This window comes from Trichococcus sp., from assembly GCF_049684335.1.
GTDB lineage: Bacteria > Bacillota > Bacilli > Lactobacillales > Aerococcaceae > Trichococcus.
Genome location: NZ_JBAVFV010000043.1, coordinates 43,365 through 69,525, shown reverse-complemented (window position 1 = coordinate 69,525; position 26,161 = coordinate 43,365). Strand labels below are relative to the sequence as shown.

Genomic DNA, 26,161 nt, shown 5'->3' with positions numbered 1-26,161 from the left:
ATTCACATTTTTATAGTCCTAAATCTTTTTCAGAATAGTAGTCTGTATCGATCAATTCCGCCTGATAATTTTCTTTATCGACTGAAATCGGATTAGCCAGATAAGTCGGTACGATTTTCACGCCGTTGTCATAAGTTTCCGTATCGTTTACAGGAACTTCTTCCTCGTTGAAGATCGCTTCGATCATTTCGATTGTGTTTTGAGCCAAGATACGCGTATCTTTGAAGATAGTTTGTGTCTGTTCGCCGGCAATGATCGATTTCACGCCTGCTTGGGTTCCATCTTGACCTGTAATGACCGGCAATGGTTTGTCGTCTGAGCCGTAACCTACACCTTTCAAGGAAGAAATGATCCCCAAGCTGATCGGATCATAAGGAGACAAGACCGCATCCAATGTTTTATCCGTGTAGTTTGCGCTCAACAAGTTGTCCATCCGTGCTTGTGCAGTCGATCCATCCCAACGCAGGGTTGCAATCTGGTTGAATTTCGTTTGTTCGGAAGGGATGACCAATTGGCCGCTGTCGATGTATTGTTGGAATACGGACATCACGCCGTTGTAATTGATCAAGGCGTTGTTGTCATCCGGAGAGCCGCCGAACAGTTCGATATTGTACGGGCCTTCGCCTTCACTCAAGTTCAATGCATCTTCAATATAGGAAGCCTGCAGCACACCCACTCCGAAATTATCGAAAGTTGCATAATAGTCCACGTGTTCGGAATTCATCAACAAACGGTCGTAAGCGATGACTTCGATGCCTTCGTCCGCTGCTTTTCCCAGCACATCCGTCAAGGCGGATCCGTCGATAGAAGCAATTACTAAAATATCCACACCTTTTGTGATCATGTTTTCGATCTGGGCTACTTGGTTTTCTACTTTGTCCTCGCCGTATTGAAGGTCCGTCTTATACCCCAGTTTTTCCAACTCCGTAACCATGTTGTTGCCGTCCGCAATCCATCTCTCTGCTGACTTCGTAGGCATCGCGATTCCGACATAACCGCTTTCTCCGGTTGATGCGTCACCACTTCCGCAAGCGCCTAAGACTACGGCCGATAGTAACGTTGTTGCTGTGAGAAAACTTTTCTTCCAATTGAATTTCATTCCGAATTCCTCCACTGCTGTTTTATTTGATATACGTATTGTACCTCCAAAGGATACCGCTTACATTCACTATCTTATCCAGTTTCTTGACATTCTTACTGAATTGTATCCGTTTCCATATGGATTTTTTCCGATTTTCTTTGTTTTTTTTCGAAGGCCCCATAAACTGTGCTAAACTATTCGATGGTAGCGTTTTATTTTATACATAATATAGGAAGGAGTTTTCCAGTCATGAAATATTTATTACGTTTGCTCTTATTCCTCTTCCTAATGGCTGGCTGCACCAATGCTCCGAATACAGAAGAAGATGCGGCAAACATCGTCATCGGATTTTCGCAATCCGGAACGGAGAGCAATTGGCGCAAGCGCCACACAGAATCAATAAGAGAAGAATTGGATAAAGAAGGTTACGAAGTGCTGTACCGGAATGGTTTCATGAACCAAGACCGCCAAATCCAGGACATGCGTACCTTCATCGCCTATAAAGTGGATATGATTGTCTTCACGCCGATCGTGGAAGACGGTTGGGATGCCGTTCTGTTGGAAGCTAAATCTGCTGGCATTCCCGTCATCGTTGTCGACCGCCATATCCGCACAACAGAAGATAATCTGTATTTAACACACATCGGTTCCAGCTTCAAGGCTGAAGGCAATCGGGCGGGACTCTACATCACCAATCATTTCCAAAACACCTCCCAGTCCCTCGTGAAGATTCTGGAAATGAAAGGGCTTGCGAATACTTCGCCGACCAATTTCCGCAGCGAAGGGTTCCTGGAAGTGATCAGCCGCGATTCGCGGATATCCATCGCAGCCTCCTTGGAAGGGGACTTCATCCGTTCCAAGGCGAAGGATGTCTTCCGGAAATACATCGAGGAGAACGGCTGGGAAGATATCGATGTCCTTTACAGCCATAACGATGAGATGACGCTGGGCATGCTGGAGATCATGGAAGAAAACGGCATCGTCCCCGGCCAGGACATCATCATCGTCACAATCGACGGCCAAGCGGAAATGATCGAAAACCTGCGCGCCGGCAAAGTCAATTGCGTAGTCGAATGCAATCCGAACGCCGGCTGGTATGTCCGCAACACCATTAAGCGTTATTTGAACGGCAATACCATCCCTGATGAAATTTATATGCCCGAAACTGTCTTCTCCGATAAAGGGAATATCGACAGCATTCCGCCAAGGGAATATTAGGGAGGCAACGTGATGGAAAAAATAGCCAGCATCAAAGATATTTTCCAGCAGACCAATCGCCTGCTCTTCAGCATCACCCTGATTCCCTTGCTGGTGATCAGTATCTTTTACACACGCAATATTCTGATCTACCGCAGCGCACTGGCGAACGTCGAGGAAGCAAATGCCGTTTCGACTATTGTCCAGGAAAATGTTCTGGAGGAACTATGGGACCTGGTCTTCGGCCTCATCCAAGTCACCGATTACGAGTCCGGCAACGAGCTTGACAAGGTGCGCCTCTCCATCGAAGAGATCCAGGCCAATACCACTACCACAAAGGAATCTGCCACACTGGATGTCGCTTTGCGGACCTTGGACACACTTGACCATTATATTTCCGAGATGGAAAGCAATGTCGCCAATGAACGGCCGTTCGATGAAAATGAAACCATCATGGTCCAAGTCGATGCCGTCACGGTCTTGCTTTATGCTATCCTGCAGGACTTTGTGCGCGTCGAAATCGAAATCGCGGGGAAAACCAGCGATGATATCCTTGTGTCGCTCTATTATCTGATCCTGTTTGAGCTCATCATCGTGCTCTCGATCATCTACTACGCCCGGAAGAATAACCGCTTCTTGACGCAGCAGATCCAGGAGCCGTTGAACGAGCTGATCATCCTTTCCGAGGAACTGTCGCAAGGCCATCTCGATTACCGGGCAAAAGAGCCAGAAGTCACCGAACTGCGCGTCGTAACGGAAAGCATGAATGACATGGCGCGGAATCTGCATGTGCTGATAGAAGAAAACGCCGTGAAGCAATTCGATCTGGCCCAGAGTGAGCTGCGGGTCCTGCAGGCGCAGATTACGCCCCACTTCATCTACAATACCCTGGATGCCATCCTGTCCTTGGCTGAACAAGGCAACAGCGAGCAGGTGAAGAAGATGACCTACGCCCTCTCCGATTTCCTGCGCATTTCCTTAAGCAAAGGCCAGGACTGGATCACGATCGAGAAAGAAATCCGCCACGTCGAAGATTACCTGACGATTTTGCAGATCCGCTACGGGGCCATGTTGACGTTCGCCATCGATATCCCGGAGGAAATCCTCCAGACGGAAGTGCTGAAGATGATTCTGCAGCCGTTGGTAGAAAATGCAGTATACCACGGAACCAAGCATGTCCGTCGGGCCGGGAAAGTGACCGTCGCGGCGACTGATACCAATAATACGATCCAATTCTTCGTGACCGACAACGGTATCGGCATGCAGGAAGATCGTCTGCTCGAAATCCATAGACGGCTTGATCAAGCCACTGTCGATGAATCCGGTGAAGGCGGGTATGGCCTTTACAACGTCCGCAAACGTCTGTTGTTGTATTACGGCAACAGCGCTTCCCTCCAGATTGACAGCACCTACAGAAAAGGCACGACCATTACTGTGACAGTACCTAAGATTACCTAAAAGGAGCGAACAAGCATGTATAAAGTCTTTATTGTCGAGGATGAGCATCTGATCCGGGACAGCCTGCGGAACCAACTGCTGTCCCTTGCCGAAACACACCCGCTGATCTTTTCCGGGGAAGCCTCCGACGGGGAAATGGCATTGGCCTCGATCATGGATGTCAAACCCGATATCCTGCTGACCGATATCCGGATGCCTTTCATGGATGGCCTCAGTCTGGCCAAGGAAGTCCGGAAAATTTTCCCGTGGATCCGCATCATCTTCATCAGCGGATTCGATGATTTCGAATATGCGCGCACCGCCATCCAAGTGCAGGCAGACGCCTATCTTCTGAAGCCAATCAAAGACACCGAGCTGATCCAAACGCTCGAGTCTGTCATCGCGGTATTGGACAAACAAAAAGAACCCGTCATGGAACGGGATACGCATGCGGATAATTTCGTCTTCGAGCTGAAAAAAAATCATTTCCTGAATGGCATCTTCCGCGGTGACTTATCGGTTCCGGAAGTGCTGCAGGAATCCGCCGCCTTAAAGCGCTCGATCGTCGGGAAAAAGACCTGCATCGTGTTGGCCACCAATCATTACGATAAGAACTTCGACGATTATTTCCGCTTCAGCAATTATTTGCATTTCCTTTTCGGAGAGGACGAGAGTATCATTTTCTCCAGCATCTCATCGCGCTTCATCAAGTTTCTGCTGATGGACAGCGATGCGGACAGGCTTTTGGAAAAAAGTTACCAACTGGCTCAGACGCTCGTTCATGAACTGAAGGACGAAGAAGCGGAGGACCTGATCGTTTCGATCGGCCCGATCGTCGAACGGCTCAGTGAAATCCCGCAGGCCTACCGCTATACGCAAAACATGCTCCAGACCTATGGGGTGCTGCGGACCGAACGGATCATCAGCTACGAGGATGACATCAAGGACGGCGAAGTTTCCCCGACGAATCCTTTCAAACTCGATCTGGCCCAAAAAATTGCCCAGACCGAAGCGGATGAACTGGAGGAACTGGTGCTGGAGCTTCAGGGAACGCCCGGTGATACTGAAGAACGCAACCGCCTCTTCCGCTTTTTCGTGCTGACCGAATTGGGCAATCTTGTCCAAAAAAAGAAGCCCGGTTCGGAGCAGCCTTTGCTTGAAAAAATGAACGACCTTGATCAATTGGCGGCAGTGGCGGCCAATGCCGCGGAATATACCCAAATCATCGAAAAGCTGTTATCTTTTTTGATGGCAGCACATATCCACCCTTCCATGGTGAAGTATCAGAGCGTCATCCAAAAGGCCTTGGGATTCATCAAGGAGAATTTTACCGATCCGGATATCTCCCTGAATGTCGTGGCCGATTCCGTAAACCTTAGTCCGTCGCATTTCAGCACCATTTTCTCGCAATCTTTAGGGCAGACCTTCATCGACTTCCTGACGGAATGCCGACTTCAGCATGCGAAGGAGTTGTTGATCGGGACAGACGATAAACTGTCTACCATCGCGATGGACATCGGCTACAACGATCCCAATTATTTCAGCTACCTCTTCAAAAAACGGGAAGGCCAGACCCCGAAAGAATTCCGCCGCACTCATACACGAGCATAATAGATACACTTGTGTAGAAATCGAATGCTATTAAGCTAAGCAAAAAAGATGCGTTTCCGTCCCTTGGAGCAACTGCTCCAAGGCCGGTAACGCATCTTTTGATATTTAAATGGGATTTCTTACGTCAGTCCGCTTTGTTTGCGACCAGCTCTTTGGCTACAGTAGCACCTTCCAAAGCTTCCCATTTCCATTCCATCACTTCCGGAATGTCCTCGCCGTTCTCGCGGATGAAGCGGTGATGGAAGTCCACCGTTTCCGTCATCCTTTGCGAGAAGGCTGACGCTTCTTCGCCATAGACGGCGTTGGCCGCATCCTGCGCCAAGTGGAAGCGATCCATCTCAGACAATACACGCATGTCGAACGGTGTCGTGATGTCCCCATTCTCACGGTATCCGTGGATGTGCAGGGTATGGTTGTGACGGTCGAAGAAGATATCACGGATCAAGCCTTCAAAACCATGGAAGGCAAAGACGATCGGTTTGTCCGCCGTGAAATAAGCGTCGAATGTTTCGTCGCTCAAGCCGCGCGGATCCACATCCGGGTGGCGCAGTTTCAACAGGTCAACGATGTTGATGAAACGGATCTTCAGATCCGGGAACTGCTTGTGCAGGATCGTGACTGCCGCAAGTGCCTCCAGGTTCGGTTCCGTTCCCGCTGCTGCGATCACGACATCCGGTTCTTCGTCTCCGCAAGTGGAAGCCCAGTCGATGACTTTCAGGCCATCTTTGACCAATACTTCCGCTTCTTCAGCAGAGTAGAATTGCGGACGTGGGTGTTTCGAAGACACGATCAGATTGATTTGTTCCTCGGAAGCCATCGTTTCTGCCATCACGGCCATCAAGGAGTTCGCATCCGCCGGCAAGTATTCCCGGATGAATTCCGGTTTTTTCTCAGCCAAATGCGTCAACAAACCTGGATCTTGATGAGTATAGCCATTGTGGTCCTGTTGGAAAACAGTCGAAGTCGCGATCAAGTTCAAGGACGGATAGTGTTTGCGCCATGTCTGTTCTTTGGCTTTGCGCAACCATTTGAAATGTTGGGTGATCATCGAATCGACGACACGCAGGAAGGCCTCGTAACTGGCGAAGAAACCATGACGCCCGGTCAAGACATACCCTTCCAGGAAGCCTTCGGCTTGGTGTTCGGACAACTGGGAATCGATGACACGGCCTGATGGAGAAAGCCATTCATCGTAAGCAGGATCGATCGCTTCCATCCAGACGCGGTTCGTCACTTCGAAGACCTTGTTCAGGCGGTTCGATTTGGTTTCATCCGGTCCGAAGATGCGGAAATTATCCGGGTTATCCACAATCAGGTCGCGCGCAAAGTTGCCGAATTCGATCATATCCTGGGCAATGACTGCGCCTGGAACGGTCGTGTCGACGGCATACTGCTTCCAATCCGGAATGACGAGCGGTTTCGGATCGATACCGCCATTCGTGATCGGATTCGTAGCCATCCGTCGGTCGCCTTTCGGTGCCATTTCTTTCAATTCAGCCACCAGTTGGCCATCCGCAGTGAACAACTCTTCGGGACGATAGGACTGCATCCAATCAACCAGTGCGTCGATGTGTTGCATATGGTGGGCATCCACAGGAATCGGCACTTGATGGGCACGGAAGCCGCCTTCGATCGGTTCGCCGTCCCACGTTTTCGGACCCGTCCAGCCTTTCGGTGTGCGGAATATGATGACAGGCCAAGCCGGCATCTTCGCTTCGGCAGCGGAGCCTTTGCGGGCTTCTGTTTGGATCGCTTTGATTTTTTCTACAGCCGTATCCAACACTTGAGCCATGATCGGATGAACAGCTTCCGGTTCGGTTCCTTCCACGAACAACGGCTCCCAGCCCATGCCGCTGAAATACTGGGTCAATTCTGCGTTCGATTTGCGATCCAGGATCGTCGGGTTGGAGATCTTGCCGCCGTTCAAATACAGGATAGGCAAAACAGCCCCATCGGTTACCGGGTTGATGAACACATTGGAGAACCAGCCAGCCGCCAACGGGCCGGTTTCAGCTTCCCCGTCACCAATGACAGTCGCTGCGATCACTTCCGGATTGTCGAAGATGGCGCCTGTGGCATGGGAAAGCGAATAGCCGAGTTCGCCGCCTTCATGGATCGAACCGGGTGTTTCCGGTGCCGCATGGGAAGCGACCCCGCCGGGGAAGGAGAATTGTTTGTAGAGTTTCGTCAACCCTTCCAGATCTTCGGTGATGTCCGGATAGATTTCCGTGTAGGAGCCGTCCAGATAAGAGTTCGAAACCATGACTTGGCCGCCATGCCCTGGCCCTTCGACGTAGAACATGTTCAGGTCATACTTGTTGATGACGCGGTTCAAGTGGGCATAAATGAAATTCTGGCCGGAGATCGTTCCCCAGTGGCCGATCGGATGGAGCTTCACATCGGTTTCCTCGATCGGGCGTTGCAGCAAGGGATTGTCCTTCAGGTACAATTGCCCCACGGAGATGAAATTAGCGGCGCGCCAGAAGGCATCCACCTTGTCCAGATACTCTTTTGAATCAAATGCAGTCATGTTTGTTGCTCCTTTTCATTTTTATTATTGAAAACACTTGATAGAAACTTCACAAACGTCCTCCAAAAAATCGGTTTGACGATTTTCTGTCAAACCGATCGAAAAAAAACTATTTGATTAAGGCTACTTCAAGACCGACCAGTTTTGCCCAAGCCAGGATCTGATCTGTGCTCAAACTCAATGAAACGACAGTGTGGTGACCGCCGCCAGCTTCGATCCAAGCGCGGATGCCGTCATGGAAATTCGGTTTCACTTCCCATAGGACGCGTGCGACTGGAAGGTTCGGAGCTGCCTCAGTCGGTTCAAAAGCAACAACTTCATTCACCAACAATTTGTAGTGCGTTCCGAAATCAGCCATCGAAACGACAACACCGTCCCCTGCTTTGCCGTCGAAGACAAGACGGGCTGGTTCTTCACGGTTCCCCATCGATAATGGCGCAATCAAGATTTTTGGTTTGTTGGATGCCAGTCCAGGATCGACTTCCAACATATGTGATTGCAGAATGGCTTCTCTGCCTTCAGCCATTTCATACGTATAGTCTTCCATGAAGCCGGTGTCGATGTTGTGGGACATGATCTTCATCAAGCGATCGATTGCTGCTGTTTTCCAGTCGCCTTCACCTGCGAATCCGTAGCCTTCTGCCATCAAACGTTGCACGGCCAAACCAGGTAATTGTTGCAAACCATGCAGATCTTCAAAGTTTGAGGTAAAGGCCGTATAGCTGCCCGCTTCCAAGAAACGACGGATGCCGATTTCTTGACGCGCCTGCACTTTGACGTGCGCTTCCCATTTGCCTTGTTCATAGTCACCGTAGTCAAAATCATACAAATCTTTGTATTCATTGAACAAAGCATCGACTTCTGCATCTTCGACCGCATCGACGTAGTCCACTAGATCCCTGATGCCGTAGTAATCGACTGTCCAACCGAATTGGATCTGTGCTTCCACTTTGTCGCCTTCCGTCACGGCAACGTTACGCATGTTATCGCCGAAACGCGCCACTTTGATGGAGAAGCTTTCATTGTAGGCTACCGCCACGTCCATCCATTCCGCGATTTGGGTTTGGACATTTTCACGTTCCCAATAACCGACAACGACTTTGTTGTTCTTTTTCAGACGTGCGTTGATGAAGCCGTACTCGCGGTCGCCATGTGCTGCTTGGTTCAAGTTCATGAAATCCATATCGATTGTTGCCCATGGAATGCTTTCGTTGAATTGAGTTGCCAGATGCAGTAATGGTTTTTGCAACAATTTCGTGCCGCGGATCCACATTTTGGCTGGCGAGAAAGTATGCATCCAAGTGATGACACCGGCCACTTCATCACGGTAATTCACTTCTTTCATGATCTTCGTGATCGTATCGGGCGTTACCGCCAATTCCTGCAGCACAAGCGGATAAGGCAGTTTGCCGCTGTTGTTCAGACTTTCCACGATGACCGCCGCATTGTTTTTTACTGTCTGCAAAGCTTCTTCACCATATAAATGTTGCGAACCGACTACGAACCAAAATTCTTTTTTCCCTACTTCTAACATATTTTCAGCTCCTCTAATTTTTTTGCCCATAGTAGGCGTTCTCTCCGTGTTTTCGCAAATAATGTTTATCCAGAATGCGCTGCGGCAGTTCCTCCGCGAAGGCATTCAATTGACGGGCGAACAGATTGGTTTTGCAGACCTCGTCCAAGACGACGGCATTCAATACTGCACCCTTAGCGTCCTTGGCCCAAGTGAATGGTCCGTGCCCATGCAGCAATACGCCGGGAACTTCCATCGGTTTGATGTCGCGTTCGCGGAACGTTTCCACGATAGCGTTTCCCGTTTCTTCCTCGTAACCCCGGTCGATTTCCGCCTGCGTCAGGAAACGGGCGCAGGGAACCGTGCCGTAAAAGGTATCCGCGTGTGTCGTACCCATGGCCGGCACATCCAATCCGGCTTGCGCCCAAATCGTGGCCCAAGTCGAATGCGTGTGCACAACCGCACCGATTTCCGGGAATTCTTTGTACAGGACGGCATGCGTCGGCATGTCGGATGACGGGTTCAGATCCCCTTCGATGACGTTGCCGTCAAAGTCGCAAACGACCATATCGCTCGCCTGCATGTCGTCATAGCCGACACCGCTGGGCTTGATGACGAACAAGCCTTTTTCGCGGTCGACCGCACTGACGTTTCCCCACGTGTATTTGATCAGTCCTCGTTCCGGCAATTCCAGATTGGCTTGAAAAACTTCTTCTTTTAATTGTTCCAGCAAGATGTTTCCTTCCCTTCTATCTCAAACTCAAATGCTCGACTGCAGCTTGTTCGATTGCCAGCCCTTTTTGGTAGCGTTCGATGAAGATGCCGAAACCTTCAACGTCGCGCGCATCAGGAGCGATCGTGATGCCTTCATCGGCACCAAATACTTTCTTGTCCAAAAATACATCCAAACTCTCTGACGTTTCCTTGCGGTCAGTGTAGGCAGCCAACAATGCGATGCCCCATGCCCCGCCTTCTCCGGCCGTTCCCATGACGGTGACCGGTGCGTCCATGACGGCAGCCAATACTTTCTGGCCGACCTCAGGGGTTTTGAAGATGCCGCCGTGGCCGACAATTTTGTCGATCGTGACATGTTCCTGTTTCAGGATGTTCATGCCGATCTTCATGGCGCCAAAAGCGGTGAAGAGGTGCACGCGCATGAAGTTGGCCAAGTTGAAGTTGCTTTTCGGTGTGCGGACAAACAAAGGCCGTCCTTCCGCTAAATGGGTGATGTTCTCGCCCGAGTAATAACCGTACGAGAGCAATCCGCCGCAATCGGCATCGCCTTCAAGCGCTTTGTTGAATAGAGTGGTGAACAATTTGTCCGTATCGATTGCGAAACCTGCAGCTTCGCTGAATTCCCGGAAAAGCTTGACCCAGGCATTGATGTCGGATGAGCAGTTATTGGTATGGACCATCGCGACCAGACTGCCTGCCGGTGTCGTCACGAGATCGATTTCCGGATGCACTTCATTCAAGTCCTGCTCCAAGACGATCATCGCAAATGCCGAAGTCCCGGCGGATACATTTCCGGTGCGTTCCGCCACGCTGTTCGTAGCGACCATACCGGTGCCGGCGTCCCCTTCCGGAGCACACAACGGGATGCCCGCTTCGAGTGTGCCTGTCGGATCAAGGAGTTTTGCTCCCGCTTCCGTCAGATTCCCGGCCGCGTCCCCTGCCAACAATACTTCCGGCAGCAGATCCGCCAATTTCCAAGTCGCGCCTTTTTCTGCGACTAAGGCATCGAACTGACCAATCATGCGTTCGTCATAATTTTTCTTCTCGACATCGATCGGGAACATCCCGGATGCATCGCCGATCCCCAAAACTTTCTTGCCTGTCAGTTGCCAATGGATGTAGCCTGCCAAAGTCGTAAAGAAAGCGACTTCATTTGTGTGTTCTTCCTTATTCAAAACCGCTTGATACAGGTGGGCGATGCTCCAGCGCTGTGGGATATTGTAGTTGAACAGAGCGGTCAGTTCCTTTTCGGCGTCAGCCGTGATGGCGTTGCGCCAAGTCCGGAACGGAACCAATAATTCATTTTCCTGATCAAACGCCATGTAGCCGTGCATCATCGCGCTGAAACCGATCGATCCAACTGCGGTCAAGGTCACGCCGTATTTTTCTTTAACCTCACGCGTCAGTTCTGCGTAGCTTGTTTGAAGGCCCTTCCAAATCTGGTCCAGCGAATACGTCCAGATGCCGTCGACTAGCTGATTTTCCCATTCGTAGCTGCCGGATGCGATTGGAGCGAAGCGGGAATCGATCAGCACCGCCTTGATGCGCGTGGAGCCGAATTCGATTCCGATGCTCGTCTGCCGCGATTCGATATCAGTGACTATCGCTTGTAACTTCTCAGTCAAAATATTTCCTCCTTTTTGCGGTGCACCCTTTCCGGATGCTGTCCGTTCTTCTTAGGGATATTATATGCCATATGTACGTACATGTAAATAGGAAATTTGAATATTTGTCCGAACAAAAATAAGAGAAGGGCTCTGATTTTATTTATATGCGGCTGTGCGGGTGATTTGTTAGGTTGATGATTGTCGGATATCCGCTATGTATCCGACAATCTGGAGACATAGTAGGCTAATCTTGTCCGATATTCTGTAGGAATCGGACATCCTTATCTCCCGAGTGCCCACATTTATTCGAAATGTCAGGGTTCTCTTCAAGAGATATCCGAATAAATGACAAAAAAGAAGCCGTCCCGGCTCAGGGACAGCTTCCTTTTTGGTTATTGGATCCGTTTGACCGAGTCACGGATGATCAATTCCGGCTCGAATATTTTGTTGCCAGTCACTTCTTGCTGTACGGCCAACATAATCCACTCGGCAGCGGCCTCGCCCAATTCTTCTTTCGGATGGGAAAGGGTCGTCAGCTTCACGCTGCCTGCCGTACTCAAGAACGAGTCATCGTTGCCGACCACCGAATAATCTTCCGGGACCCGTTTGCCCATGTCAGCAAGCGCTTGGATCAAGCCCTGCGCCACTTCATCGTTGTAGCAGACGATGCCGGTGACTTCCTGATCGCTCGCCAGCTTCTCCCGAATCGTCTGGAAAACTTGCCTCTTCGTTTCGGTCGTGTACGTATACACGTTTTTCGGATCGAAATTTGTCCGCATCTCTTCGTGGGCTTTGATGAAGCCTTTCATCCGGTACTTCCCTTGCAGGTCATCGATCTTCGTGATCAGCGCCAAATGCTGATGGCCCTGCTCGAATAGATGTTTCGTGGCAAGGTAGCCCGCTTTCGTGTCATTGACGCAAATGAATGGGACCGACAGTTCTTCATAGTAGGCATTGATCATGACAACCGGTATGCCGCGTTCCTTGAAGGAAAGGTAATAGGCCAAATTCGGATTGTATTGGTTACTTTTTGTCGGTTCCACGATCAATCCCGAAACACCTTGGCTGAGCATCTGTTCCAGACACTCCCGCTCCTGATCGACGTCGTTGTTCGTGCTCGCCAGCAGCAAAGAGTAGCCATTCTCCCGCAACTTCTGCTCAATGCCGCGGATGATCGACGGGAAAATATAGTCCGACAGATAAGTCGTGATGACGCCGATCGTTTTGCTGGATGACACCCCGTCACCACGCCTCTGATACGTATCGTCGACATAGGTTCCGGAACCTTTCTCCTTGCGCAGAAAGCCTTCATTCACCAGCAAGGCGATCGCTTCCCGGACGGTATGGCGGCTGACCCCATAATCCTTCTGCAGCTGCAGTTCGGGCGGAATGACCTTGCCTACCACAAATTCGTTCGAAAGTATTTTTGAGCGTATCTCATCGGCAATCACCTGGTATTTTGTTTTCATCGCGTGTTCTCCCTCTGTATATGTCCGTACAAATAGTATAGTAAACCAACCGGAAAAATACAAGTGCGCGTTGACGAATTCTATGCAAAAACCGGACTTCCTGTTTGATATCTCAGGAAATCCGGTGCCTTTCACAACAAAGTTTCGATTGGAGTATAGGTTGCGCCGATCGATTCGGCGACGTCTTTGTTCGTCAGTTTGCCGCTGTGCACATTGAATCCGGTCTGGATGGTCGGATTGTTTGCCGCCGCTTGCCGCGCGCCTTGGTTCGCGATTTCCACTGCATAAGGCAGCGTGGCATTCGTCAACGCAATCGTGGCTGTGCGCGGAACGGCGCCCGGCATGTTCGGCACCGCATAATGCAGGACGCCATATCGTTCATAAACCGGATCATCGTGTGTGGTCGTACGGTCTTCGGTTTCAAAGATGCCACCTTGATCCACTGCGATATCGACGATTACGGAACCCGGCTGCATGCTTTTCACCATTTCTTCGGTCACTAACGTCGGCGCTTTCCGGCCGGGAATCAGGACAGCCCCGATAACAACATCGGCATCCTTGATGGCATGGGCAATGTTCCACTCGTTCGAAAGCAAGGTGATGACTGCATTCCCGTACAAATTCTCGATTTCCGTCAAGATCTCCGGTCTGACGTCCAGGATTGTGCAATGGGCACCGAGCCCCAACGCGATCTGCAACGCGTTGCGTCCAGCCACACCGCCGCCGATGATGACGACTTTCCCGTTCGCCACACCCGGAACGCCGCTTAGCAAAACACCTTTGCCACCGTATGGTTTTTCCAGGAACTGCGCGCCGATCTGGACGGAAAGACGGCCTGCGATGACGCTCATCGGCGTGAGCAACGGCAAATCACCTTTTTTGCCGACCATCGTTTCGTAGCCGATTGCAGTCATGCCCGCTTGCAGCATCGCCTTCGTCAATTCCGGTGCGGCAGCCAAGTGCAGGTAGGTAAACAGAATCAGGTCCTCGCGGAAGTATGGGTACTCCGATTCCAGCGGTTCCTTCACTTTGATGATCAGTTCGGCGGCCCATACTTTGGTTGCGTCTTCCAATACTGTCGCCCCTGCCTTTTCGTACTGTCCGTCTTCGAATCCCGAGCCGAGGCCGCAGCCGGATTGGACCCACACTTGATGGCCGTTCTGGACCAGCAACTGCACACCTGCAGGCACCACACCCACCCGGTTTTCGTTATTTTTGATTTCCTTCGGCACTCCGATGATCATCCCGATCAGTCCTTTCCGACAAATCCGTCCACCGCCAAAATGGCGTCGGCGACTTGCTCAGCCGTTATGTTTTTATTTAGATTTTTCATGGTGTTGCTCTGTGCCACTGCAAGTTTTCCGATTTTAACAAGCTCTTCCCGCGTGGCTCCGGTCAGATGCATCCCATCCAGAGTCGTCGGCATGCCGATCGCCGCCAGGAACTGGCTGTATTTTTTGAATTCTGCGTGAGGGCGCCCTTCAAGAACGAGTTGGACCAACAGGCAAAAGCCGACTATTTCCCCGTGCGTCAAGCGATGGACCTTGCCTTTGATGGCTGTGAAGCCATTATGGATCGCATGCGCGGCAGCCAAGCCGCCATTTTCAAAGCCCAGTCCCGACAGCAGCGTATTCGCCTCGACAATCGCCTCGACAGCCGGCGTCACCAATCCTTTTTGGACATCAGCGAACGCGCTGAGGCCTTCACGGAACAAGGTTTCTTCGCAGGCCTTCGCAATCGCGGTGCCGGCGATGGTAGGCAATCCTCCGGCCAACGCATTCTCCCCGGAAGCTTTCGTTGCCAACGCTTCCGCACAGGTCGCCAAGGCATCCGCCATCCCGCTTGCAAAAAAACGGATCGGTGCTTGGATAACGATTTGCGTATCAACAAGCACCAGATCAGGGTTCTTCGCATAGAAACGGTAATGGTCGAACAACCCGTCCTGCGTATAGAGAACAGAGATGGCGCTAGTCGGTGCATCCGTGGAAACGGTGGTGGGGACAATCACGACCGGCAATTCGCATGCAGCTGCGATGCCTTTCGCAACATCGATGATTTTACCGCCTCCGAGGCCGATGATGACGTCCGCCGTCGCATCGGCGACCTCGTCAGCCAAGCGGACCATTTCTTCCAGCGAGGCTTCACCAGTGAATGCTTCATAATGATAGGGAAAACCCTCCAGAGCCCGTTCCACTTTTTCCTGGAGCAAGCCCCAAACGAAATCATCCGTAAGCAGGAATGCCTTTTTCCCGTAGACAGCCGCTTCCTTCCCCAATGCGTCTATAGCACCTACTCCTTGAATATACCGGCTAGGCGACCGAAAAACATGATAAGCCATATGTGCGCCCCTTTTCCATTTGCGATTTATTTATCATGCCTTTATTTTACCACAGCTAGCTCAATCAAAATCAAAAAATCCTTCGGGGGTCTTATGCTTCCGAAGGATTATGATTTTATGCGTATTCTGTTTGCAAAGCCTTGCCTGCATGCCTACTTTTAAGAAATGGTGGCTTCCATTTCCGCTTCTTTGTCGGCTCCAGAAGGACTAATCACCTTACCTGCTGAAATTTCTGCTGCCATTGTCTCATTGAGCACTCCCAATTTGCTGCCGATATTTTTGTTTCCGACGAACGATTCGATCAATGCCGTTACATCTAACCCGGTCGTTTCTTTGAGCCCTTCCTGGGTGGCAGTCAGGACTTGGCTGGCATAATTGGCTACTTTGGCAGCGCCTTGGCTGCCATTGCCGCCGTCTATCACCGTAATTCTGTCGATATTGGAAATTGGCTCAGCAGCAGCACGCACGATATCCGGATATTTTTCGATCAGCATCGTCAAGATGGCTGCTTCCCCATATTGTTTCAATGCATTCGCTAACGCTTCCTTCGCTTTCGCTTCGGCCTCCCCAATCGCAAGGATACTGGCGGATTCCGCCAAACCGTTCAACTCTTTCTCCTTGGCACGCGCTTCGGATTCCCAGATTGATTTCTGTCTGTCGGCTGCCGCTTTCGTTTCGATTGCATAGCGCTCCGCATCGGCTTTTTTACGCACTTCTGCATCATATTGTTTTTCTCTCCGGACGATTTCTTTCTCTTCCAGTTCGATTTGTTTCACACGTTCCGTGATTTCAACGTTCATTTCTTTTTCTTTCAACAAGATATCCAGCTGCGCTTTTTCCAAAGCATAGGCGTTATCGGCTTTTGCTTTGGCTACATCTTGCTCTTGACGGAATGCAGCCAATTTCAATTCTTTTTGTTTATTCGATTCCGCGATTTGGGTCTCTCTCAAAATTTCGGCTTGCTGTGATTCTTGTTCAGCTTGGGCACGCTTGATGCGCGTCTCCTTGTCAGCTTCTGCCTGAGCGATATACGCATCCCGTTTTACCTGGGCGATACGTGGTTGCCCAAGAGCATCCAGATAACCATTTTCATCCGTCACTTCCTTTACAGTGAAAGAGACAATGACCAAGCCCATCTTCGCCAAATCCACACTGGCGACCGCTTGCACTTCTTGCGAAAACTTATCGCGGTTCTTATAAATCTCCTCGACCGTCATGGAACCCAAAATGGAACGCAGATGTCCTTCCAACACCTCGCGGGCTTCATTCTCCAAATCCTCTGTCGGCTTGCTTAAGTATTGTTCGGCCGCGGTGGCAATTTCTTCCACTGTGGAACCGACCTTGATGATGACCGTCCCATCCGCAGAAACAGGGACACCTTCCTCCGTATAGACAGCCGGCGTGCTGACTTCTAATTTACTCGACAAGAGCGATAATTCCTTGGCTGTCTGAAATACCGGGATGACAAAAGTACCGCCACCGCGGACAATCTTCATCGTGTTGCCTGTAGCTTTGTCGATGTGCGTGTTTTTGCTGCCAAGAAAACTCCCGCTGACGATCAGTGCTTTATCCGGTGAAGCTGTCTTGTATCGCCCGATGAAAATAATCAAAGCAACCACCAGTAAAACCACTAAAATACCAATACCCATAAACTGATCCAAAAAATTCGTCATTTATTTCCCACCTTTGTATTTTTTTTGATTCCATGTAGTAGGCTCATCCACCAGATTGTGGATAGCATTTTTGTACGGTGTGACATAGGCGATGCTATCCCGGATTTCAATGATCAATACCGTTTCCCCGCTGGCGATGTTCCGCACCTCTTCTGTATCTGGACTGGCGTAGATGCGCGCCATTCTGTTCATTTTACCGAACCCAGTCGATACGATGATTTCCCCGATCGTGGTCTGCCCGATTGGCACAGTCACCGTTGCTTCCCTGCCTTCCAAATCTTTCGAACTCGTGACGGTACTGTTTTCTGCCCGTTTCAATAAGGGCAGGACAAAGAAAATCTTGAAGGCGATGATGAGGGCTGAAACAACCAGAAAAGCCGATGCAAATAATCCAAATGACCAGCCATCCGATTTTTGCAGCGCATTGACGAGCAGGCTCGTCGTCAAAATACCCAGGAAAAAGTCAGTGATATCGTAGAATCCCACAGACAAAATATCATTGAGCGGGAATGTCAGGACAGTGCCGGCCACCCCGATGATGAACAGCAATTCCAACGGCTCAATCGTTTGGAAAAAAGTAAGCATATTTCATCATCCTCCTTTCAGGTAATTTTCTGTAACAAAAGTGCCGCATACATGTTCATTATCGAGCAAACGCAGCCGGAAGTAAAGCCAGAACCCTTCTGCCTGAGATAACCCGCCAACGGTCGTTTGGCCGTTTATTTTACGTTATATTCGCTGAGATAGGCGGCCAACTGGTTTTTGGAGGTGTATTCCGCTTACCTTTCGACGCTAAAAACCCGCCAAAACGGGTTTGGCGGGTCTTCAGGATTCTTACAGCCTTATAAACATCTGGCTAATGATTCGATCAGAGCCTATTCTGCCGTTACGACTTTCAGATATTGGTCTCCCCAGTCACAAATGGATTGGACGACCGGCGCCAATTCCTTGCCGATGTCCGTCAGATGATACTCCACTTTCGGCGGAACTACGGGATAGACCGTCCTTGCGATGATCAGGTCGCGCTCCAGCTCCCGCAACTGCCGAATCAGCATCCGCTGGTTGATATCAGGGAGGATCTTATTGAACTCGCTCAGCCGCAGCGTGCCGTTATGTAGCAAGGACCAGATGATTGCAATTTTCCATCTTCCCCCCACAACAGATAGGGCTAAATCTTTTGTATTGTAAAATTCTTTCTCTTGGTATTGGATCATAGGACTGCCTCGTTTCTTGAAAATTCATCACGGTGACAAATATGTCAGTATTCACATAACAGTCATTATATAGTATTCTGAAACAGAACGAAATACAATTTTCAAGAAAGAAGGAAATAAAATTATGAAAAGTAGAGCAGCTGTCGCTTTTGAATCAGGCAAACCGTTGGAGATCGTGGAAATAGATGTAGCAGAGCCAAAATCTAAAGAAGTAATGGTGAAAATCCTTTACACTTCCGTCTGCCATACGGATGCCTTCACTTTATCAGGCGAAGATCCGGAAGGTGTTTTCCCTGCTGTACTGGGCCACGAAGGAGCCGGCGTGGTCGTTTCCGTAGGCGATGAAGTCACTTCCGTCAAGCCAGGGGACCATGTCATTCCTTTGTACACACCCGAGTGTGGGGAATGCGAATTCTGTCTGTCCGGGAAGACGAATCTGTGTTCAGCCGTGCGCGAAACACAGGGCAAAGGCTTGATGTCGGATGGCACGACCCGTTTCTCCTATAACGGCGAGCCGATCTATCACTATATGGGGACAAGCACTTTCAGCGAATACACGGTCGTCAACGAGATCAACCTAGTGAAAATCGACAAGGCAGCACCGCTCGATAAAGTCGCTTTGTTCGGTTGCGGGGTAACGACCGGACTCGGTGCCGTCGAAAACACCGCTAAAGTGGAAGAAGGTGCTGTGACGGCAGTATTCGGTTTGGGCGCAATCGGTTTGGCCGTGATTCAAGGATTGAAAAAAGCCAAAGCCAAACGCATCATCGCTGTCGATATGAACCCCGCAAAATGGGAATTGGCCCAAAAAATGGGTGCCACTGACTTCGTCAACCCAAGCGATCATGATCGTCCGATCCAGGAAGTTTTGATTGAAATGACCAACGGCGGCGTGGATTACAGTTTTGAATGCATCGGAAATGTCGAAGTCATGAAAGCCGCTTTGGAGGCTTGCCACAAAGGTTGGGGTGAAAGCATCATCATCGGTGTCGCGGGAGCAGGCAAAGAAATCCATACACGCCCGTTCCAATTGGTGACAGGCCGCGTTTGGAGAGGTTCCGCGTTCGGCGGTGTCAAAGGCCGTACGGAATTACCCGGAATGGTGGATGATTTCATGAACGGCGAAATCGATTTGGACAGCTTCATCACGCATCATCTGAATTTCACCGACATCAACGAAGCCTTCGATCTGTTGCACAAAGGGGAGTCCATCCGCACGATCTTGACCTATGGAGAATAAATATATGACAATAACTTTGATCGAAACACATAAAGTGTTTGAGGGCGAACAAAGAAAATACCGTCACTATTCTGAAGCACTGGATTGCGACATGGTTTTCAGCCTGTTCCTGCCGAAACAAACAGACAACAAGCCGACACACTTGGTTTGGTGGCTTTCGGGACTGACTTGCACGGACGACAACTTCAGCCAAAAAGGCGCATTCCAAAAATACGCAAGCCAACACCAATTGGCAGTCGTCATGCCGGATACTTCACCGCGCGGAACGGATGTGGCGGATGACGAAAGCTGGGATCTGGGCCAAGGCGCCGGATTCTATCTGAACGCGACCCATGAACCGTGGGCAAAAAATTATCGGATGTATGATTATTTGACGGAAGAACTGCCTCAACTTGTCTACACTCTGATTCCCAATTTTTCAGGAAAAGAGAGTATCATGGGCCACTCGATGGGTGGACACGGTGCGTTGGTGATCGGATTGAAAAATCCGGAACGCTACTGCTCCATTTCCGCTTTCGCACCTATCCTGAATCCGTCACAGGTTCCTTGGGGCCAAAAAGCCTTCACCGCCTACTTGGGGTCCGATGAAAAAGACTGGACAGCGTGGGATACGACCAGCTTGATCGCGCAAAGCCCTACAGCTCCGCCCATCCATATTTCGCAAGGGACAGCTGACAATTTTTATGAAGTCCAGCTGAACGAGGAAGCCTTCCTGAAAGCCGCTGAAGGTAAAAAAGTGAGCTACAAAAAATTGGATGGTTACGATCATAGTTACTTTACGATTGCTTCCTTTATAGAAGAACATCTGCAATTCCATACAGACTATTTGGGGTAGAAAAAAACGGATTCCGCTGCGGAATCCGTTTTTTTTGGCATCACATCCGTTTATAGTTATCCAATTTCCACACTGTATTCGGCAACCGCAACATGCCCGGTATTCCCGGCAACCTCGGCAGTTCCAACCAACGCAGCATTCTTTTCGGCGATCGCCATGATGACATCGACGGATTTCTCCAGCGTCTCCAGCGTCACGAATTCGTATTTCCCATGGCCATTTTCTGTGCCGGAGAACAGGTTCGGGGTCGGCAAGCCTTTGTGCGAGATGATGCAGCCGTCCGTACCGCCACGCATCGGTTTGAAGACCGGCGTGATGCCGCAGGATTCATAAGCCTGCACAGCCAGGTCAACGACGACCGGATGCCGCTCGATGATGTCGCGCATATTGTAGTATTGGTCGAACAACGTCAAGGAAATACGCGGATCGGCAAATTGGGAGTTGAAAGTTGCCACCTGTTCGGTGAAGAGTCGCTTACGGGCAGCGAAGCCTTCCCGGTCATGATCGCGGATGTAGTAAGTCTGTTTGACTTCGTCGACGGTCCCGCTCTGGCAAGTCAGGAAGTAGTATCCTTCGTAGCCACTGGTGCGTTCCGGAGTTTCGTGCTGAGGCAAAGCTATCGCAAATTGGCTGGCGACCAGCAAAGCGTTGACCATCGTATCCTTTGCGGAACCGGGATGGACGCTCGTGCCGCGGATGGTGAGTTCGGCTTGGGCCGCATTGAAGTTGTCGTAGGTCAGATTTCCGATCGGTCCGCCATCGATCGTGTAGGCGAAGTCAGCCGCGAAATGCTCCACATCGAACAGTTTCGCCCCGCGAGCTCCCAGTTCTTCGTCGGGTCCGAAAGCGAGGCGGATCTTCCCGTGCTTCCGTTCCGGATGTGCGAGGAATTGCTCGCAGGCGGTCACGATGGAAGCAATGCCAGCTTTGTCGTCGGCGCCCAACAAAGTTGTACCATCCGTCGTGATGACCGTCTCCCCGATATAGTTGCGCAGGCGCGGGAATTCCTTCGGCGAAAGGACGATCTGCTCGGCCTCGTTCAGGACGATGTCACCGCCATCATAAGCAGAGTGGACCTGCGGACGGATATTAACCGAGTTGAAATCGGCCGTGTCCAGATGTGCAATGAAACCGATGACCGGCACTGCTTCTGCCGTATTGCTCGGCAAGGTCGCCGTCAGGAAGCCGTTCGTTTCATTGTATTCGACCTCTTCCAAACCGATCGCAATCAATTCTTTCGCCAATTCCAGGGCGAATGTCACTTGGCTGTGCGTGGACGGTACCGTGTAACTGCTGTCGTCCGAACGCGTGTCGACCTTTGCGTATGCGATGAATCTTTCCAATAGTTTTTCGTTCATATTCCTCATCCGCCTTTCCTAGACGCTTCTAGTATCTATATAAGGAAATATCCGACTAACGGCCGCCTTCTGAAGGCAGTCCGTTAAGCGGATATTTTCTCAAGTGCTTGATTTCAGTCTGCTTTCAGTTTAATCTTCCACGTAAGCCGTGCGGAAATACATCGCTGCACCTACAGGTTGGATCTGCACATCCTTCAAGGATGGATCGACCAAGTTGGCGTTGGCGCCTTGATAGATTGGCGCATTCACGGCGTTCTCGGCTATCAGTGTTTCTTCAGCCGCCAACAGTGCTTCCCAACGGCCTTCCGGATCGTTGGCGTACGTGCTTCTGGTGTCATCCAGCAAAGCATCGTAGCCTTCATCCGCAAAGCGGGAACTGTTCAGGCCACTTGTTGATTCATACATCTCCAAAAAAGCGATCGGATCGGCATAACTCGGCGTATACGTTCCATAGGCGATGTCATAGTCACCGTTCGTGGTTGACTCCATCCGGCTCTTCAAAGGCACATTGCGGATCGTGATCGTCAAGCCCGGCAGGTTCTCTTGCCATTGCGATTGCAGGAATTCGGCAGTTGTTTTGGATGTTTCCGTATCGGAAGTCAGCAATTCAATCGACAGCGTTTCGATGCCCAATTCTTCCTTTGCGGTTTCCCATTCGGTCTGAGCCGTTTCCACATCGTAAACGGCCAAATCTCCACTCTCTTCGCGGAAATCTTCATCGGTTTCCGGATTGAAGGCGTAATTGGAAAGCACAAAACCATTTGAAGGAACGGAACCGTCATTCAAAACGGTATCCACATATGCTTCCTTGTCGAATGAATAGGACAAGGCTTTCCGCAGATGGACATTGGCTGTGCTCGTGCGGCCTTGGTTGAACCAGACATAGCCGGACAGAGCTTTCGGTTCCGTCACCAAAGCGTCGGATCCTGCATACTGTTCAATGTAAGGATTGCTGATCTGCGTCAATTGGACCTCACCGGACTCGAACAGATTGATGTTCGTGGCGATTTCTTTGCTGACTTCCCAGTTGATTTGATCCAATTGGACATTTTCCGCGTCCCAATAGGCTTCGTTCGGAACCATCGACCAGTTCAGATCCGTGCCTTCCCAACCTTCCACGATGAAAGGTCCGTTGTACACAGTGTTTTCACTGTTCGTTCCGTAGGCGTTGCCCAATTCGCTCGCCACTTGGTGGTTCTGCGGTAAATAGGAAGACGTCCCCAACAAATCCTTGAAATAAGCGGTCGGATTACCCAAAGTGAACTTCACGGTCTTCTCATCGATTGCTTCGATTCCCAGTTCCGCCTTATCCAACTCCCCATTGTTGATCGCTTCCGCATTCTTCAAGGGATACAGTTTATTGACGTTCGGGGAAGCCGTCGCCGGATCCACGATTTTTTGATAGGTATAGACGAAATCTTCCGCGGTCACCGGATCCCCGTTCGACCAATTTGCATCTTCTCTTATCTTGAAAGTATATTCCAGTCCGTCTTCGCTGACAACCGGCTCTTCGGCGGCGATACCCAATTCAAATGCACCATCGTCGCCGACGCGGTAAAGACCTTCGTTCGCGTTCTCAAGCACCACCAAGCTTGCGTTGTCCGCGGAGACTGCATTATCCAAGGATGCCAAATCTCCCGTGTTCGTGACCGAGATGACTTGCTCTGCAGCGTTGGTAGTAGATGAAGTAGCTGTGCCTTCGCTGCTTTCTGTATTTGCGGCATCACCAGTCGAACAGCCCGCCAACACCAAACTTATCGCTAGCGTTGTAGTGATGACCCATTTATCTTTTAACATACTGTTCCTCCTGACGATTTTCATTATTTTTATTCCTATATTGGAATTCATTTCTTTTATATGTATGTACAAGTAGCTTACCATTCAGACTGGCTTAAGGATAATTCCGATTTCCGAACACGTGTGATAGGTAAAAGCGATACATCACAAAACAGAAAAAGCCCGTCCCCCGTTGTGAACGGCAGGACGAGCGATGCAGGGGATTGCTCCGGGCTCAAGCCCGGGCCAGAATCCGCTGCAGGAACCCTCTGGTGCGGGCTTCTTTCGGATTGCCGAAAATATCCTCCGGCGTGCCTTCTTCCACGATGACGCCCTGGTCCATGAAGATGACCCGGTTGGCCACTTCCTTGGCGAAGGTCATCTCATGCGTGACGATTACCATGGTGGTCCCTTCCTCGGCCAGTTTGCGGATGACCTGCAGCACTTCGCCGACCAGTTCCGGATCCAAAGCCGAAGTGGGTTCGTCGAACAGGATGACATCCGGATTCACAGCCAAGGCGCGGGCGATGCCCACCCGTTGCTGCTGGCCTCCTGACAATTGCGAAGGGTAGTAAGCCAAGCGATCGCTCAAGCCGACTTTTTCCAATGCGCGGATGCTAATCTCAATGGCTTCCTTCTTCGGCACTTTCCTTCCGATGATCAGGCCCTCGGTGACATTATCCAGCACCGTCTTGTTGTCGAACAGGCCATAATTTTGGAAAACGAATGCCGATTTTTTCCTTACCGCGTTGATGTCCTTCTTGCTTGCTTTCGAAAATTCGGTCTGGATTTCATCGAAATGCAACGATCCTTCGTCCGCTCGCTCCAGAAAGTTGATGCAGCGCAACAAGGTCGTCTTGCCCGAACCGCTTGGGCCCAGGATCACGACGATATCGCCTTTTTCGACTTCTATGTCCACACCTTTCAGTACTTCCAATTCGCCGAATTTTTTATGAATATTCCTCAATTCCAGCATGGTATCGCTCCTTTCGTGCATCTTCAAAATACTCCGGCTGCTTATCATTTTCTGATTTTACCGTAATTTTACGTCCACGCTTGTAGAGGGACAAATGCTGCTCCAGCAGTTGGAAAAACACCTGAACGAGCGAGCAAAGGACAATGTACACAATGAAAATCACCAGGTAAGACTCAAGATAGTTGTAGCCGAATGCCGCTTCCGTCTTGGCGATGGCCGTGATGTCCTGAACCGACATCAGAAAGGCCAGCGATGTCGATTTCAGCAGATTGACGGTGCTGTTGCACAAGTTCGGCGTGGCCGCCACCAACGCTTGCGGAATCACAATCCGACTGTAGGCCTGAACCGGCAGCAGACCGATCGAAAGGGCCGCCTCCAGCTGGCGTTTGTCGACTGTTTCGAGGGCCGAACGGAAAACCTCGGACAGGATCGCGATTGTATTCAAGGTAAAGACGATGTAGGCGTAATAGATCGGATTGATGCCGAAGACATCGTAATCGAGTCCCCATCTTTTCACGAGAACGTTCAACAAACTCGGGATTAGGCTGTACATCACCAGAATCTGGACGATCAAGGGCGTCCCTCTGATGAAGGACACATAAATTTGGGAAATGCGGGCCAATACCTTGACGTTCCGCTGTCTCGCCACCGCAATCAGGAAAGCGAACGGCAACGCGATGAGCAACGGTATAAAGGTCAAGCGCAGCGTTGTCGGGATGCCCTTCAACACAAGGATCAAAATTTCCTTCACATAGGCTAAATCAATGGTCATGCGTCTTGCTCCTCTCTCTTATGCCGCGCGCAACGGTTGTTTTCCTGCCGATAATTTGTCTTCCGCCAGCTTGAACGCCTTCTCGATTGCCAGCGTCAAGAGCCAATAGATGCCCGCCAATGCGATATAGGTCTCGATCGAATAACCGCCGAGATTGCGCCCGATGATCAGCTGGCCTTTACCCATGATGTCGACGATGCCGATGGTGTAGGCCAAAGCCCCCTCTTTCATCAACAGGATGAAAGAATTGCCGAGGTTCGGCAACGCACTCACCAGAGCCTGGGGCAAAATAATCCTTCTGAACGCTTGCGCTTCGCTGAGGCCGATACTGAGGGCAGCCTCACGCTGAACTTTAGCGACTGCCGAGTAAGCCGAACGCATGATTTCCGAACAAGGCGCCGAGAACAGGAGCGACAGGGCGATGACGACAAAGTAGAGGCGATTCCAGCTGTTGATGTCGATGTCGAAGACGCCCAACAGCACCTCCGGCAAGCCGTAGAAGACCAAGAACATCATGACGATCGAAGGCGTGCAGCGGATGATCCAGATGTAGCTAAGGACGATTGCCCGCAGCCATTTCGGACCGCTGATCCTTGCCCAGGTAGCCAAGAATCCCAAAAGCCCCCCGATCACGATCGTACCGATCAAAAATTGCAACGTTACGCCGAGACCCGATAAAATTTCCGGCACGGCCTTCCAAATATAAGTGATGTCAAATGGACGATTCATCATTTAGCCTCCTTTTGTAGCTTTGTCTGTCCTGTTCCTGTTCTCCGCCAACGCCAGGAGACCCGATTTG

20 protein-coding genes and 1 pseudogene are annotated in these 26,161 nt (G+C 50.5%); 5 read left to right on the top strand and 16 right to left on the bottom strand.

Going from position 1 to position 26,161, the window contains the following annotated elements:
• Positions 1–10: 10 nt before the first annotated feature.
• A complete protein-coding gene (gene chvE, locus WBM30_RS07655) occupies positions 11–1,099 on the bottom strand; it encodes a multiple monosaccharide ABC transporter substrate-binding protein (RefSeq protein ID WP_424900143.1) in 1,089 nt (362 codons plus the stop codon).
• Positions 1,100–1,330: 231 nt separating this feature from the next.
• Here chvE and WBM30_RS07650 point away from each other — a divergent pair, with 231 nt between their 5' ends.
• From WBM30_RS07650 to WBM30_RS07640, 3 genes are read left to right on the top strand one after another with little or no spacing between them, the layout of a single operon-like run.
• Entirely contained in the window at positions 1,331–2,299 is a 969-nt protein-coding gene (locus tag WBM30_RS07650; RefSeq protein ID WP_424900142.1) for an ABC transporter substrate-binding protein, read from the top strand.
• A gap of 12 nt (positions 2,300–2,311) precedes the next feature.
• Positions 2,312–3,736: a histidine kinase gene (locus WBM30_RS07645; protein ID WP_424900141.1), complete on the top strand. Its 1,425-nt coding sequence runs from the start codon at positions 2,312–2,314 to the stop codon at positions 3,734–3,736.
• Between the two features lie 15 nt (positions 3,737–3,751).
• A complete protein-coding gene (locus WBM30_RS07640) occupies positions 3,752–5,326 on the top strand; it encodes a response regulator transcription factor (RefSeq protein WP_424900140.1) in 1,575 nt (524 codons plus the stop codon).
• A gap of 124 nt (positions 5,327–5,450) precedes the next feature.
• Here WBM30_RS07640 and WBM30_RS07635 read toward each other — a convergent pair whose 3' ends face one another.
• The 10 genes from WBM30_RS07635 to WBM30_RS07590 all read right to left on the bottom strand — a co-directional run bounded on the left by WBM30_RS07635 (position 5,451) and on the right by WBM30_RS07590 (position 18,405).
• The gene (locus WBM30_RS07635) at positions 5,451–7,856 is read right to left on the bottom strand and encodes a phosphoketolase family protein (RefSeq protein ID WP_424900139.1); all 2,406 of its coding nucleotides are present in this window, start codon (positions 7,854–7,856) and stop codon (positions 5,451–5,453) included.
• A gap of 109 nt (positions 7,857–7,965) precedes the next feature.
• Positions 7,966–9,390, bottom strand: coding sequence for an L-arabinose isomerase (araA, locus tag WBM30_RS07630; RefSeq protein ID WP_424900138.1), 1,425 nt, complete (start codon positions 9,388–9,390; stop codon positions 7,966–7,968).
• A gap of 13 nt (positions 9,391–9,403) precedes the next feature.
• The gene (locus tag WBM30_RS07625) at positions 9,404–10,102 is read right to left on the bottom strand and encodes an L-ribulose-5-phosphate 4-epimerase (protein ID WP_424900137.1); all 699 of its coding nucleotides are present in this window, start codon (positions 10,100–10,102) and stop codon (positions 9,404–9,406) included.
• 16 nt (positions 10,103–10,118) lie between these two features.
• A complete protein-coding gene (locus tag WBM30_RS07620) occupies positions 10,119–11,729 on the bottom strand; it encodes a xylulokinase (RefSeq protein WP_424900136.1) in 1,611 nt (536 codons plus the stop codon).
• Between the two features lie 374 nt (positions 11,730–12,103).
• Positions 12,104–13,180, bottom strand: a complete 1,077-nt coding sequence (locus tag WBM30_RS07615) for a GntR family transcriptional regulator (protein ID WP_424900135.1) — start codon at positions 13,178–13,180, stop codon at positions 12,104–12,106.
• 131 nt (positions 13,181–13,311) lie between these two features.
• Complete coding sequence (gene ald / locus WBM30_RS07610; RefSeq protein ID WP_424900134.1) at positions 13,312–14,424, bottom strand: alanine dehydrogenase; 1,113 nt, start codon at positions 14,422–14,424, stop codon at positions 13,312–13,314.
• Positions 14,425–14,429: 5 nt separating this feature from the next.
• On the bottom strand, positions 14,430–15,518 hold the full coding sequence (locus tag WBM30_RS07605) for a glycerol dehydrogenase (protein WP_424900133.1): 1,089 nt from the start codon (positions 15,516–15,518) through the stop codon (positions 14,430–14,432).
• A 158-nt stretch (positions 15,519–15,676) separates the two neighbouring features.
• Entirely contained in the window at positions 15,677–17,179 is a 1,503-nt protein-coding gene (locus WBM30_RS07600; RefSeq protein WP_424900172.1) for a flotillin family protein, read from the bottom strand.
• A gap of 12 nt (positions 17,180–17,191) precedes the next feature.
• Positions 17,192–17,776: an NfeD family protein gene (locus WBM30_RS07595; RefSeq protein WP_424900132.1), complete on the bottom strand. Its 585-nt coding sequence runs from the start codon at positions 17,774–17,776 to the stop codon at positions 17,192–17,194.
• 290 nt (positions 17,777–18,066) lie between these two features.
• On the bottom strand, positions 18,067–18,405 hold the full coding sequence (locus WBM30_RS07590; RefSeq protein WP_424900131.1) for a winged helix-turn-helix transcriptional regulator: 339 nt from the start codon (positions 18,403–18,405) through the stop codon (positions 18,067–18,069).
• Positions 18,406–18,529: 124 nt separating this feature from the next.
• On the opposite strand from WBM30_RS07590, the gene WBM30_RS07585 reads away from it, so the two are divergent.
• Together WBM30_RS07585 and fghA are read left to right on the top strand one after the other, a co-directional pair.
• Positions 18,530–19,645 (top strand): S-(hydroxymethyl)glutathione dehydrogenase/class III alcohol dehydrogenase, encoded by a 1,116-nt coding sequence (locus tag WBM30_RS07585; RefSeq protein WP_424900130.1) that lies wholly within the window; start codon positions 18,530–18,532, stop codon positions 19,643–19,645.
• A 4-nt stretch (positions 19,646–19,649) separates the two neighbouring features.
• Entirely contained in the window at positions 19,650–20,480 is an 831-nt protein-coding gene (fghA, locus tag WBM30_RS07580) for an S-formylglutathione hydrolase (protein WP_424900129.1), read from the top strand.
• Between the two features lie 56 nt (positions 20,481–20,536).
• On the opposite strand, the gene pepT is transcribed toward fghA, so the two are convergent.
• The 5 genes and pseudogenes from pepT to WBM30_RS07555 form a co-directional block, all read right to left on the bottom strand.
• On the bottom strand, positions 20,537–21,838 hold the full coding sequence (gene pepT / locus WBM30_RS07575) for a peptidase T (RefSeq protein WP_424900128.1): 1,302 nt from the start codon (positions 21,836–21,838) through the stop codon (positions 20,537–20,539).
• Between the two features lie 129 nt (positions 21,839–21,967).
• Positions 21,968–23,635 (bottom strand): peptide ABC transporter substrate-binding protein, encoded by a 1,668-nt coding sequence (locus WBM30_RS07570; RefSeq protein ID WP_424900127.1) that lies wholly within the window; start codon positions 23,633–23,635, stop codon positions 21,968–21,970.
• A gap of 214 nt (positions 23,636–23,849) precedes the next feature.
• On the bottom strand, positions 23,850–24,590 hold the full coding sequence (locus tag WBM30_RS07565) for an amino acid ABC transporter ATP-binding protein (protein WP_424900126.1): 741 nt from the start codon (positions 24,588–24,590) through the stop codon (positions 23,850–23,852).
• Positions 24,591–24,678: 88 nt separating this feature from the next.
• Positions 24,679–25,356: pseudogene (locus WBM30_RS07560) on the bottom strand (amino acid ABC transporter permease); the annotation flags it as partial.
• Positions 25,357–25,380: 24 nt separating this feature from the next.
• The gene (locus tag WBM30_RS07555) at positions 25,381–26,091 is read right to left on the bottom strand and encodes an amino acid ABC transporter permease (protein ID WP_424900125.1); all 711 of its coding nucleotides are present in this window, start codon (positions 26,089–26,091) and stop codon (positions 25,381–25,383) included.
• Positions 26,092–26,161 lie beyond the last annotated feature (70 nt).

Bases quoted from the DNA above. Each gene is read 5' to 3' on its own strand.
- ald (WP_424900134.1), bottom strand. From the start codon at position 14,424: ATGATCATCGGAGTGCCGAAGGAAATCAAAAATAACGAAAACCGGGTG.
- pepT (WP_424900128.1), bottom strand. From the start codon at position 21,838: ATGAACGAAAAACTATTGGAAAGATTCATCGCATACGCAAAGGTCGAC.
- WBM30_RS07555 (WP_424900125.1), bottom strand. From the start codon at position 26,091: ATGAATCGTCCATTTGACATCACTTATATTTGGAAGGCCGTGCCGGAA.
- WBM30_RS07650 (WP_424900142.1), top strand. From the start codon at position 1,331: ATGAAATATTTATTACGTTTGCTCTTATTCCTCTTCCTAATGGCTGGC.
- WBM30_RS07645 (WP_424900141.1), top strand. From the start codon at position 2,312: ATGGAAAAAATAGCCAGCATCAAAGATATTTTCCAGCAGACCAATCGC.
- WBM30_RS07585 (WP_424900130.1), top strand. From the start codon at position 18,530: ATGAAAAGTAGAGCAGCTGTCGCTTTTGAATCAGGCAAACCGTTGGAG.
- araA (WP_424900138.1), bottom strand. From the start codon at position 9,390: ATGTTAGAAGTAGGGAAAAAAGAATTTTGGTTCGTAGTCGGTTCGCAA.
- WBM30_RS07595 (WP_424900132.1), bottom strand. From the start codon at position 17,776: ATGCTTACTTTTTTCCAAACGATTGAGCCGTTGGAATTGCTGTTCATC.
- chvE (WP_424900143.1), bottom strand. From the start codon at position 1,099: ATGAAATTCAATTGGAAGAAAAGTTTTCTCACAGCAACAACGTTACTA.
- WBM30_RS07570 (WP_424900127.1), bottom strand. From the start codon at position 23,635: ATGTTAAAAGATAAATGGGTCATCACTACAACGCTAGCGATAAGTTTG.
- WBM30_RS07565 (WP_424900126.1), bottom strand. From the start codon at position 24,590: ATGCTGGAATTGAGGAATATTCATAAAAAATTCGGCGAATTGGAAGTA.
- WBM30_RS07640 (WP_424900140.1), top strand. From the start codon at position 3,752: ATGTATAAAGTCTTTATTGTCGAGGATGAGCATCTGATCCGGGACAGC.
- WBM30_RS07590 (WP_424900131.1), bottom strand. From the start codon at position 18,405: ATGATCCAATACCAAGAGAAAGAATTTTACAATACAAAAGATTTAGCC.
- fghA (WP_424900129.1), top strand. From the start codon at position 19,650: ATGACAATAACTTTGATCGAAACACATAAAGTGTTTGAGGGCGAACAA.
- WBM30_RS07615 (WP_424900135.1), bottom strand. From the start codon at position 13,180: ATGAAAACAAAATACCAGGTGATTGCCGATGAGATACGCTCAAAAATA.
- WBM30_RS07635 (WP_424900139.1), bottom strand. From the start codon at position 7,856: ATGACTGCATTTGATTCAAAAGAGTATCTGGACAAGGTGGATGCCTTC.
- WBM30_RS07605 (WP_424900133.1), bottom strand. From the start codon at position 15,518: ATGGCTTATCATGTTTTTCGGTCGCCTAGCCGGTATATTCAAGGAGTA.